At 57.5% G+C, this 11683-nt stretch carries 11 protein-coding genes; 10 read left to right on the forward strand and 1 reads right to left on the reverse strand.

Annotation, left to right across the window (positions count from 1 at the left end; genetic code table 11):
* The coding region (locus tag ABYT07_RS14800; protein ID WP_372992812.1) for an MBL fold metallo-hydrolase at nucleotides 1–284 on the reverse strand (284 nt) is incomplete at its 3' end.
* 181 nt (nucleotides 285–465) lie between these two features.
* On the opposite strand from ABYT07_RS14800, the gene ABYT07_RS14805 reads away from it, so the two are divergent.
* From ABYT07_RS14805 to ABYT07_RS14850, 10 genes are all read left to right on the forward strand, one after another.
* A complete protein-coding gene (locus ABYT07_RS14805; protein WP_372992813.1) occupies nucleotides 466–1503 on the forward strand; it encodes a hypothetical protein in 1038 nt (345 codons plus the stop codon).
* 160 nt (nucleotides 1504–1663) lie between these two features.
* A complete protein-coding gene (locus ABYT07_RS14810) occupies nucleotides 1664–3490 on the forward strand; it encodes a PHA/PHB synthase family protein (protein WP_372992814.1) in 1827 nt (608 codons plus the stop codon).
* Between the two features lie 60 nt (nucleotides 3491–3550).
* Nucleotides 3551–4078: a universal stress protein gene (locus ABYT07_RS14815; protein WP_372992815.1), complete on the forward strand. Its 528-nt coding sequence runs from the start codon at nucleotides 3551–3553 to the stop codon at nucleotides 4076–4078.
* A gap of 141 nt (nucleotides 4079–4219) precedes the next feature.
* Nucleotides 4220–6877, forward strand: coding sequence for an erythromycin esterase family protein (locus ABYT07_RS14820; protein ID WP_372992816.1), 2658 nt, complete (start codon nucleotides 4220–4222; stop codon nucleotides 6875–6877).
* A gap of 91 nt (nucleotides 6878–6968) precedes the next feature.
* Nucleotides 6969–7412, forward strand: a complete 444-nt coding sequence (locus tag ABYT07_RS14825) for an Hsp20/alpha crystallin family protein (protein ID WP_372992817.1) — start codon at nucleotides 6969–6971, stop codon at nucleotides 7410–7412.
* Between the two features lie 23 nt (nucleotides 7413–7435).
* Entirely contained in the window at nucleotides 7436–7837 is a 402-nt protein-coding gene (locus ABYT07_RS14830; RefSeq protein ID WP_372992818.1) for an Hsp20/alpha crystallin family protein, read from the forward strand.
* Nucleotides 7838–7880: 43 nt separating this feature from the next.
* Nucleotides 7881–8378, forward strand: a complete 498-nt coding sequence (locus ABYT07_RS14835; protein ID WP_372992819.1) for an Hsp20/alpha crystallin family protein — start codon at nucleotides 7881–7883, stop codon at nucleotides 8376–8378.
* Between the two features lie 54 nt (nucleotides 8379–8432).
* Complete coding sequence (locus tag ABYT07_RS14840) at nucleotides 8433–9833, forward strand: DegQ family serine endoprotease (RefSeq protein WP_372992820.1); 1401 nt, start codon at nucleotides 8433–8435, stop codon at nucleotides 9831–9833.
* A gap of 28 nt (nucleotides 9834–9861) precedes the next feature.
* On the forward strand, nucleotides 9862–10410 hold the full coding sequence (locus ABYT07_RS14845) for a nucleotide exchange factor GrpE (protein ID WP_372992821.1): 549 nt from the start codon (nucleotides 9862–9864) through the stop codon (nucleotides 10408–10410).
* A 179-nt stretch (nucleotides 10411–10589) separates the two neighbouring features.
* The coding region (locus ABYT07_RS14850) for an AAA family ATPase (protein ID WP_372992822.1) at nucleotides 10590–11683 on the forward strand (1094 nt) is incomplete at its 3' end.

The raw sequence follows: 11683 nt of genomic DNA on the forward strand, positions 1-11683 counted from the left end.
AAAAGGTCCTTTGTGCCTTCGGTCGCATAGATTGGTCCGTCAAAGCCCAAGGTGCTTAATTTCGGCAGTAGCCCCGAATGATCAATATGGGCGTGGGTCTGAAGTACGAAATCAATTTTGGCGGGGTCGAAGGGAAACGGGCCGTAGTTTAGTTCTTTCAGTGTCTTGGGCCCCTGAAACAGGCCACAGTCCACCAGAAAGCTGCACTGATCTGTCTGCAACCAGTAGCATGACCCCGTCACCGTGCGTGCCGCGCCGCAAAATTTGAGTGTCGTGTCTTGCATGTTGAACGCCCCCTGACAGTCTTCTGATCTTGTTGTTAGGCCTGCTGTCCAAGAACGATCAGATTGATCCTTGATCATTTGTACCGCCGCAGAACCCGGTGCGATTGATCCGCATCAATGCCAACAGGGGTTGGATGAATAGGCTGGGTATCACTGGTGCAGCATCTTATGGTGAATTCCGATGATCTCGAACGCGACCTCTCCATGGTCCATCACCGCTGGTGACTTTCCTAAAGGCGGATCGTTGCACGACCAGATCGTCTTTTTGATCGGGTACGCAATTTTGGCACCGTCGGGCCATAACACGCAGCCTTGGCTTTTTCGGGTGTCGGACGTCTTTGTGGATGTGATTGCCGACCGGACGCGCGCCCTGCCCGTGGTTGACCCCCACGACCGTGCGCTTGAAATCAGTTGTGGCGCAGCCATCGGATTGCTTGAGGTCGCGGCAAGGCGCTTTGGTTTGAAAACCAGCCTGTCCATCAGCCCTGACAGCAATGACCCCGACCTGTTGGCCCGTATCCATTTTGCGCCCGGTGCAGCGCCCACCGCTGATGACGTCTCCTTGTTCAAAGCGATCCCGAGCCGCCGCACCGACCGCACCGCGTTTTCGATGGATGACGTTCCGGTGGATTTCACCAGTGGCTGTGCCAAGATCGCGCGTGAAACAGACATCGAGATCAAGCTGCTGGCTGAGATCGAGGACCGCGTGGAGCTTGCCATTCTGGTGGCTGAAGGGGACCGCCGCCAGTTCGAGGACCCGTGCTTTCGCAGAGAACTTGCCGCGTGGATACACTCTAAACGTTTGGATAGTCGCGATGGCATGTCAGGTGCGTGTCTTGGTCTGCCGGATTTGTTGTCGGGGGTCGGGAGCCTTGTTATCCGGACATTCGACATGGGCGACGGTATCGCCGCTGCGGATGAGGCGAAAATCCTGTCAGGCACGCCTGCGCTGCTGGTTTTTGGCAGTGTGGATACCACATCAGGCTGGATTAACACAGGCCGTGCTCTTGGCAGGGTGACGCTGTTGGCGACGTCGCTGGGGCTGTCGACATCCTATCTGAACCAGCCCGTTGAAATCGACGCACTTCGGCCCGAGATCAAATTTGTGGCGGGCTTGGACAGTCAGCCCCAGTTACTTTTGCGGGTGGGGCGGTCGGAAACCACGCTTGCGCCGACAGCCCGCCGCGATGTGTCAGAGGTCATCTTGAAAGACGGCTGATTTGTGACCCGCGCTGACAGCACGATATTCCGAACAGGCGCGCTTGGGCGGGGGTATTCAACATGACGCAGGTCAATCCGCCACCCTGTCCTTTGGGTTAGGAAACCAATGGACGGATCGCGACCCCATCCAGCTGAACTGCAAAGAAGGAACCTGAAAGTTGGAAAAAACCCCGTCAAAGCGTACCGAACATAGGGCAGCGCAGGTGCCGGTGCCGACATCACTGCCAGCCAGTGGCGATCTGGCGTCCCGGCACAAGCATCAAAACATGGATCGTGCGATGCGGGCGGCCGTTGCACGGGTGACAGGCGGTATATCCCCCCATTCCGTTCAAGAAGCCTGGAGCGATTGGGCATTGCACCTAAGCCGGTCGCCGGGGCGCCAGTTGGAGCTTGCCGAGCGGGCGCAGGTCAATCTCCTCAAGACGCTGACGTTTTCCGCTCGCGCATTGGCGGGCAAGGACGGCTCGGCCTCATCTGAAGTAACTGCCCCCTTTGCGCCCAAGGACTATGACCATCGCTTTGCGGATCCATCTTGGGCAAAGGCCCCGTTCAGCATCTGGCAGCAAAGCTTTTTATCAGTGCAGGATTGGTGGGATCAGGCGACCGACAACATGCGCGGTCTTCACAAACAGGATGCGGATCGGACCCGTTTCCAGATCCGTCAGTTGCTCGATCTGGTGGCCCCCTCGAACCTGCCGTGGATGAACCCCGAAATCATTGCCGAGACAGCAAGAACCAATGGCAAGAACCTTGTCGACGGCGCATCACATTTTACCCAAGATATGATCCAGACGCTGACCCAGAGCCACAAACCCGCCCCCGAAGGATATAAGATCGGCCCTGATCTTGCCTGTACACCGGGGCAGGTGGTGTTTCGAAACGATTTGTTCGAACTGATCCAATATTCGCCGCAGACCGATCAGGTACAGGCCGAACCCGTTCTGTTCGTGCCAGCGTGGATCATGAAATACTACATCCTCGACCTCTCGCCGCATAATTCGATGATCAATTATCTTGTGCAGCAGGGGTTCACCGTTTTCATGATCTCTTGGTGCAATCCGACCGCGGACCAATCGTATCTGTCGCTTGAGGATTACCGAAAAAGCGGTGTGCTGGCGGCCTTGGATGCGATCAACGCAATTGTTCCGGACCGGAAGGTCCATGCTAACGGCTATTGCCTTGGGGGAACTTTGCTGGCCATTACTGCCGCAACAATGGCGCGTGACGGTGATGACAGGCTGGCGTCCATCACCTTGATGGCCGCTCAGGTGGATTTCGCCGAGGCCGGCGAGTTGCTGATGTTCGTTGATGAAAGTCAGGTCGCTTTCGTTGAGGATATGATGTGGGATCAGGGGTATCTTGACCGCCCCCAGATGTCGCGCACGTTTTCCGCGATACGCGCCGAAGACCTGATTTATACCCGTGCTGTGAACCGGTATTTTCTGGGAAAAGACGATTTGCCAACGGATATCGGCGTTTGGAACGGTGACACGACGCGCATGCCTGCGCAGATGCATTCGGAATATCTGCGGGGTTTGTTTCTTGAGAACCGCCTGTCTGCTGGCCGTTTTGCCGTCGAAGGACGGGTCATTGCGTTGAAAGATATCTCGATCCCGATGTTCGTCGTTGCAACCGAAACCGACCATATAGCGCCTTGGCGGTCAGTCTACAAAACCAAGCTTTTCACAGATTGCGACCTGACCTTTGTTCTGACGAAGGGCGGCCATAACGGGGGGATCCTAAGCGAACCGGGCCACCCCAATCGTCATTTCAGGATAGGGCACCGGCCTGCCGACGCCTTGTATGTCGGGCCTGACCACTGGCTTGCGGGTCAAACCACTGTCACGGGATCTTGGTGGCCTGCCTATGCGACATGGCTGGGTGACCAAAGCAGCGGTCGGGAAGAACCGCCAAAAACGGGCAACCCGTCGCTTGGGTATCCACCGCTGTGTGCGGCCCCGGGAACATATGTACATCAGGTATAGCGGCGCGCGCATGTGCATGCGCAGGCACCTCACATTTCATCTAAGGTAAGGAGCAAAGCAATGATCGACAAAATCCTTTTAGCCGTTGACGGATCGCAACACGCGCAACGGGCCATCAACCTCGCAGCTGAGCTGGCGGGGGAATTGCACGCAGACTTGTCTATCGTGCATGTCCTGATGCACGGTCGCCCTCCCGAGGAGTTGATGCACATGGCCGAGATCGAACACCTTGTCCAAGAAGCGCATGCGGTCGTGTCGCCGGGCATTGCCTATGTCACAGGAAGCCATCCTGAAGTGCTGGGGGCGGCTGCGACGGACCCGAGATCCGCAAAGATCGTCGCGGCGCTCGGAGAGCAGGTCGTCTCCAGAGCGAAAACATATTGCGCGGAGCAAGGCGCAAGGAACATCAAGACTTCCGTAAGGTCGGGGGACTACGCCGATGAAATTCTGGAGGCGGCCAAAGAATTCAACGTCGACATGATCGTGATCGGATCGCGCGGGCTGGGTGTTCTTAAAAGAACAGTATTAGGCAGCGTGTCACAGAAAGTGTTGCATCACGCGGATTGCAGCGTCCTGACAGTAAGATAGATCTGGCAGAACTGTGGTCTTAACGTCGCGCATAGGTGCGGCGTCGCTTATCCGCCGAAGCGCTTTCAATAGGACCGAATTTCGCACTGCGATTGACAAAACTCAATCTTTAAGGGGCGCAGTTATCATAGCTTTAACCCTATGGAACAAACAGCTCTCACATTCATTGATCGCGCGGCGGCAGGTCGGCAGTTGGCAGAAGTCCTTGGCGCGATGGAGCTTGATCATCCGTTGATTTACGCCCTGCCCCGTGGCGGCGTCCCTGTCGCGGTCGAAATCGCAAAATGGCTTCATGCGCCCCTTGATTTGATACTGGTGCGCAAGATCGGTGCCCCGCGCAACCCCGAAGTTGCCCTTGGCGCGATCGTTGAAGGCGCTAGCCAAGAGATCGTCATCAACGAAAGCGTAAAGCGCCTGTCCGGTGCCAGCGATCACTTTGTCGCGCAAGCTGTGGCCAATCAAAGAGCTGAGTTGGACCGCCGCAAAAAGAGGTATCTGGGCGACCGACCACGGCTGGACCCCAAGGGGAGAACCATTGTTATCGTCGACGACGGGTTGGCGACTGGGGCGACGATGAAAGCGGCCTTGATCGGGCTGAAACGCAGTAAGCCCGCGCGGATCGTCGTGGCCCTTCCGGTCGCCCCGAAAGAGGCATTGGACGAGATTTCCGATCAGGCGGACGATATTATCTGCCTGCACCCTGCGACGTTCTTTCAAGGCGTTGGGGGATTCTATCGCGATTTTCATCAGCTGAGCGATGAGGAAACGGTGGCGCTGCTGGGGCAGGTTCCGACCCACCCGAATGACAGCGCGCGAACGGACGCGACACAGACACATAGGCGACAGGTTGTCATCCCACCGCTGGGGTTGCCCGGTGATCTGACGGTTCCGCCAAACCCGCGCGGCGTTGTTCTTTTTGCCCATGGCAGCGGGTCCAGCCGGCTAAGTCCGCGCAACAGATACGTTGCCGAAAAGCTGAACGAAAAGGGGTTTGCAACTGTCCTGTTTGATCTGCTGACACCCCACGAAGAACAGGACCGCCGCAACGTGTTCGACATTCCGCTGCTGGCGGATCGCATCGTTGAAGCGTCAATCTGGATCACGTCAGAACCCGATCTCGAGGATTTGCCGCTTGGCCTTTTCGGGGCAAGTACGGGCGCAGGTGCTGCCCTTGTTGCAGCGGCCGAGCTTAAGGACCGGGTGGCTGCGGTTGTTTCGCGGGGCGGGCGGCCTGATCTGGCGATGGATTTTCTGCCACAGGTCATCAGCCCGACATTGTTGGTCGTTGGCAGTCTGGACCATGATGTCATCGGGCTGAACCAAAACGCCCTTGCCGCGCTGACCTGTACGAAGATCCTCGAGATCGTGCCGGGGGCGGGTCATCTGTTTGAAGAGCCTGGCACATTGGACGTGGCTGTTTCCCATGCTGCGGCATGGTTCAAGACGCATCTTATGCCGAGCGTGGCAAAACACGCGATGCCGCCCACCCCGCCAAAACCCGTCGCGGCAAAGGCCATTTTGCGTGCGGCAGCAGAACCCCTGCCCCCGATCAACGATCCTGAATTTGCAAAGGCATTCGACCGTTTCGGATCAAAGCGGGTGGTGCTTCTGGGCGAGGCGTCGCATGGCACATCGGAATTCTACCGCGCACGGGCAGCCATCACCCGCCGACTGATCGAAGAGCACGGTTTTTCGATTGTCGCCGTCGAAGCCGACTGGCCTGACGCCGCCGTGGTCGATAGGTATATCCGTCACAAAAGCCCTGAGGCGATGAAATCTGCCGCCTTTGCGCGCTTTCCCACATGGATGTGGCGCAACATCGAATTCGATGCGTTTACCCGCTATCTTCACCAACACAATCGCGCCAAAGACAGTCAGGATCAGGTCGCGTTCTATGGCCTTGATCTTTATAATATCAACGCCTCAATGGCCGCAGTCTTGACCTATCTCGACCGCGTTGACGAAAACGCCGCCGAGATTGCCCGTTCGCGATATGCGTGCCTGTCGGCGTGGTCGCATGACCCCGCGTCGTATGGCCGGGCAGCCCTGACACCGGGATTCTCGATATGCGAAGAACCCGTCACGCAGATCTTGGTCGACATGTTCAAAAAGCAGTTGGACTATAGCGCGCAAGACGGTGACCGGTTCTTTGATGCGACACAGAATGCGCGGTTGGTCGCCAATGCTGAACGGTATTACCGCGCAATGTATTACGGATCAAAGGTGTCATGGAACCTGCGCGATCGCCACATGTTCCAAACCCTGCGCCATATTATGGGCCATGCGGGGGCGGACAAGAAAGTCGTGGTCTGGGCGCATAATTCCCACATCGGGGATGCGCGGTACACGGATATGGGCCGCACCAGAGGCGAGTTGAACATCGGTCAGCTATGTCGGCAGGAATACGGTGAAGCTGCGGCCTTGATCGGGTTTGGGACTGCATCCGGCACCGTTGCCGCCGCGCCGGAATGGGACACCCCGATGGAAATCAGGACAATACGTCCGCCGCGCGCCGACAGCTATGAGGCACTGTGCCATGATGTCGATCTTGAACGCTTTCTGTGGGATTTCAAAAAAGACCGGTCCGGCGCGTTTCACCGGCTTTTGAGCTCCCCCCGGCTGCAACGCTACATCGGCGTTATTTACCGTCCCGAAACCGAACGCGCGAGCCATTACAGCAGCGCAACCCTGCCCGACCAATATGATGCCTTCGTCTGGTTCGACAAAACGCAGGCGATCAACCCACTGCCCACCCTGACAAACGCCGCCGAAGACGAAACCTATCCGTTCGGCTTGTGAAAACCATTTCTGCGCGACCGGCCCGCAATGCCACGCAGGGTTGGGGGCCAGTCGCGCCAATCCGCGCCGGGATAAGAAAAGGAGTATCGAAATGCTACAGACACGTCTTCCCTCGGTGAACATATTCGATCCGTTCACAAGCATGCGCCGGGTCCAAAATACCATGAACCGGTTTTTCGACGATGGCCGTTCGCGCGGTCAATCCGTGACCCATCCACCCGTCAATTTTTGGGGCAATCAGGATAGCATCGTCATGACCACAGAACTGCCGAGCCTGACCGAGCAAGACATCGAACTCACGGTCAAGGATGCAATGCTGTCCATTCTTGGCACCTATCCCGAAGCTGAAACCGGCGACGACATTGTCTGGCACCGCCACGAACGATTGGAAGGGTCCTTCTCGCGGTCGGTGGCACTGCCGTTCCGCGTGGACCCTGAAAAGATTGATGCACGCTTTGAAAATGGTGTGCTGACAGTCGAGATGCAGCGCCCCGAAGAGGACAAGCCCAGACGAATCGAAATCAAGCCAGTCTGAAACGCAGATCAAAGGAAAATACCATGGCACAAAAACGCACGACCCGTAACAGGCGCCATATGGCCGCGATGCATGGTGAACAAAACCGCGCGACGGCCACATTTACCCCTGCCGTCGATATTTTCGAGCGCGCTGATATGACGGTGATCGTCGCGGATATGCCCGGTGTGGCCGCTGATGATGTTGACGTGACGCTGGACCGGCAGGTTCTGACGCTGCGCGGCACTGTTAAACCATATGCGCCGAAGGGGTACAGCCGTATGGCGTCCGAATACCGCGTTGGCGACTATGTCCGCGTCTTCACGCTTGCGGATGAAATCGACAGGGACGGGATCAACGCCACCTTCAAAAACGGGGTTTTGCAGCTGGAATTGCCGCGTGCGCCGCAGGCCAAAACCCAAAAGGTGTCGGTTAAAGGGGCGTGATATGCCCTGACGGCCTTTCAACCAAATGAGGGAGCACCACGACATGCATATCAGTGATCTAATTCCATGGGGGCGGCACAAGGGGAAGACCTCCGGAACCGAAGGTGCGAGTGCGGCCAACCCCTTGGCCGCGCTGCAAAATGATATCAATCACGTGGTTGAGGATTTCTGGCTCAAAATTGAGTCCAGTTGGAATGATGGCGGCACCGGCATGTTTGGTCCCAGCACTGATATCACGGAAACGGACAACTGCGTTGATGTATCGGTCGAATTGCCGGGTATGACCGAAAAAGACATCGATATTTCGCTGTCCGATACTGCGATGACCATCCGTGGCGAAAAGCACACAGAACACCAAGAGGACCGCAAAGGCGTCCATATTCGCGAACGCTCCTACGGGTCGTTTTACCGGATAATTCCGCTGCCCGTGGGGGTGGATACAAACAAGGCCGAAGCGGTCTTCAAGAACGGTGTGCTGACCATCAGCCTGCCTAAGACTTCTCAGGCGCGGGCCAGCCGCATTCCGGTCAAAGCCGGATAAATCACTCCAGACTTGAAATTCCGGCCCCTCGGCCTGATCCCAAGGAGAAAAGCAATGCTTGTTGTTTCCCGGCTAAACCGCCTGATGCTGGCACTGTGCATTTCTATTGTGTGCTTGGCCGCGCCGGCCATGTCGCAAACTGCGGATCGGCCCCTGTTTCTGAACGAAGACGGTTTGCCGACACTGGCCCCTTTGCTGGCTGAAATCACCCCGGCCGTGGTGAATATTTCGGTCGAAGGCCAGCAAGCAGCCGACCTGAACCCGTTTTTTAACGATCCATTCTTTAGGCACTTTTTTGATTTGGAGCCGATGCCGCAACAGCCCCAGATGCGGCGTCAACTCAGCGCGGGCTCTGGTGTTATCTTTGATGCAGACGAGGGGTATGTGCTGACCAATCACCACGTGGTGGAAAACGGTGACCGGATCATCGTGACGCTCAAGGACCGCCGGCAGGTCGATGCAGAGCTGATCGGCAGTGATCCCGGAACGGATATCGCCTTGCTCAGGATAGAGGCAAACGATCTGATTGCGCTTGATCTGGGTGACAGTGACCGGTTGCGCGTCGGCGATTATGTCCTCGCGATTGGAAATCCGTTCGGCCTTGGCCAAACTGTGACGTCCGGTATTGTCAGCGCAAAGGGGCGTAGCGGGCTGAACATCGAAGGCTACGAAGACTTTATCCAGACAGATGCATCGATCAATCCGGGCAATTCCGGCGGGGCCTTGGTGACGCTTGATGGTCGGTTGGTTGGCATAAACACCGCAATCATTGCACCGTCGGGGGGGAATGTCGGGATCGGCTTTGCCGTGCCTGCCAATATGGTCGATGCGGTGGTCGCCCAGCTGATCGAATTTGGCGATGTCCAGCGCGGACGCCTTGGGGTGACGATCCAGGATTTCACGCCCGACCTTGCCAAAGCGTTGGGCGTTGCGAACGGTGTCGGTGCCGTAGTCACCCAAGTTGAGCCGGGCAGCCCGGCTGAAACAGCGGGATTGCTGGCCGGTGATCTGATCGTGTCCGTCGATCGTCGGCCGGTGGCCGGGTCCGCAGATCTACGCAGTCAAATCGGGCTCAAGCGTCTTGGCCGGAAAATTGAACTTGAAATCATCCGTGATGGCCAACCGCTGACGCTTGAGGCCACCTTGAGCAGGGGCAACACGTTTGGCGCGGACGGCGGTGAAGGTGGGTTTGGCCGGCTGTTAGGGGCACAGCTGCGCGATCTGCAACCGGGCGATCCGCTGTACGGCGATGTTTCGGGTGTCGTGGTCGCTCAGGTCGATATCAACAGCCGCGCGGCGCTTTCCGGGTTGGAAGCGGGCGATGTCATTCTGGCCGTTAACCGCGTGCCAGTCGCGTCTGTAGAAGAGGTCGCCAAAGAATTCCGGTCTGCGGATCAAGCGCTCGCTTTGACCATCCAGCGTGGATCTGCCCGCATATTTCTACTTATCCGTTGATATCACAAACTCAGGAAAGGAAACTATGATGGAAAAGAATGAAAACAAAACCGATGCCAGCGCCGCAAAAGATCAACAGTCAAAAGCTGCGGATACGAACATGGATGCAGAGCTTGAGGTGCTTACCGACAAATTCAAGCGCGCGCTTGCTGACGCGGAAAATGCCCGCAAGCGTGCAGATGCGGCACGCCTGGACGGGCGCGAGCACGGCGTGGCGCTTGCCGTTGAGGCCCTTGCCCCTGCGTTCGACGATACCTGTCTGGCGATCAAGACGGCACAGGCCAGCCCCGATGCCGACACCCCGCAGATGACCGCCTTTCTGGAAGGTCTGAACAACATCAAGGCAGCCTTCGAGACGGGCCTGAAGGCTCTTGGCGTTAGCGAGATCGCGCCAAGGAATACGCCGTTCGATCCGGCATTGCATGAAGCCATGCAGATAGAGGAAACCGACAAAGCCAAAGCCGGAGAAGTGCTTGTTTTGCACCGACCCGGATTTGCACTGGGCAAACGGTTAATCAGGCCGGCCCATGTTACCGTAAGCGCCAGCCCGACCAAAACCGCAAAGGACGAAGGATAGGTCCCTGCTGCGATCGGCCCGGGCCGGCTCATCAATCGCTGGTCCGACATTCACCGACGCCATTTCCGCAAACCCGAGGGGGACCCCATGCAGCATAGAGAGAGAAGACTAAAGCGCAGAGTTTTCGGGCCTGACCGGATATGACGCAGGTGGACGCTAATTCAGACCTCCAAAAGGAGGTGATCGCTTTCCTTTCTGCTGCCGATACTCATCCCGGCGGCAGCCCCGTTGATGTGGTGCAAACTCACGGTGCGATGGTGTTTCTGTCAGGCGATGTGGCGCTCAAGATCAAGAGGGCCGTGCGATACGATTACATGGACCTTTCAACGCTTGAGCGTCGCGAGAAAATGATCCGGCGTGAACTGGCATTGAACAAACCCGTCGCCCCCGAGATTTACGACAATGTGATACCCGTCACGCGCGAGGCCGACGGATGTCTTGCGCTGGATGGTACCGGCACGCCGGTCGAATGGGTTCTACGCATGTGGCGGTTTCCGGCGTCGGATGAACTGTCGGTGATCGCATGCGAAGGCCGGCTTGACGACACACTTGCCCGCGACCTTGGGCAGGCCGTGTTCGACTATCACGCAGCGGCCCCGCACCGCATGGCCGATGGCGCAGGGCTGATCGCTGACATACTGGACGAACTCGACCGGGAGTTTTCAGTTCTGGGCGATTTGCTGGACACACCACAGCTTGGCCGGTTTCAGGCGCATAGCCGCACCGTATTGGCCGGTCTTGCCCCTTTACTGCGCCACCGCAGTGCAACAGGTCATGTCCGCAGATGCCACGGTGATCTGCATCTGCGCAATCTGGTAGTGCTCAACGGTAAGCCAGTGCCGTTCGACGCGCTGGAATTCGACGAAGCTTTGGCAACATGCGATGTGCTGTATGATCTGGCGTTTCTGATTATGGACTTGCTGCATCGGGATCTTGGTCGCGCTGCCAATATCGTGTTGGGGTCTTATCTGCTGGCGGGCTTGGGCCAAGATGACGACGGTCTGACCACTTTGCCCCTGTTCATCGCAGTACGTGCCGCGATCCGTGCGATGGTGCTGGCGCAAACCGCCCGCGCGACGGGCACAGCTATGGACGATGACGCTTTGCTGTATCTAACCGAAGCGATCAGGGCCTTGTTACCGACGGCACCTACGCTTGTTCTGATTGGCGGGCTTTCGGGAAGTGGTAAAACAACCGTTGCGCAGGAATTGACCCCCCATATCGGTGCGGCACCCGGTGCGGTCCTTTTGCGCAGCGACACGGAACGCAAGGC

Source organism: Sulfitobacter sp. (genome assembly GCF_041552635.1).
Classification (GTDB): Bacteria; Pseudomonadota; Alphaproteobacteria; order Rhodobacterales; family Rhodobacteraceae; genus Sulfitobacter.

What these genes read in the sequence shown, in the direction of transcription:
- ABYT07_RS14805 (WP_372992813.1), top strand. Translation starts at nt 466, where the DNA reads ATGATCTCGAACGCGACCTCTCCATGGTCCATCACCGCTGGTGACTTT.
- ABYT07_RS14815 (WP_372992815.1), top strand. Translation starts at nt 3,551, where the DNA reads ATGATCGACAAAATCCTTTTAGCCGTTGACGGATCGCAACACGCGCAA.
- ABYT07_RS14820 (WP_372992816.1), top strand. Translation starts at nt 4,220, where the DNA reads ATGGAACAAACAGCTCTCACATTCATTGATCGCGCGGCGGCAGGTCGG.
- ABYT07_RS14825 (WP_372992817.1), top strand. Translation starts at nt 6,969, where the DNA reads ATGCTACAGACACGTCTTCCCTCGGTGAACATATTCGATCCGTTCACA.
- ABYT07_RS14830 (WP_372992818.1), top strand. Translation starts at nt 7,436, where the DNA reads ATGGCACAAAAACGCACGACCCGTAACAGGCGCCATATGGCCGCGATG.
- ABYT07_RS14835 (WP_372992819.1), top strand. Translation starts at nt 7,881, where the DNA reads ATGCATATCAGTGATCTAATTCCATGGGGGCGGCACAAGGGGAAGACC.
- ABYT07_RS14840 (WP_372992820.1), top strand. Translation starts at nt 8,433, where the DNA reads ATGCTTGTTGTTTCCCGGCTAAACCGCCTGATGCTGGCACTGTGCATT.
- ABYT07_RS14845 (WP_372992821.1), top strand. Translation starts at nt 9,862, where the DNA reads ATGGAAAAGAATGAAAACAAAACCGATGCCAGCGCCGCAAAAGATCAA.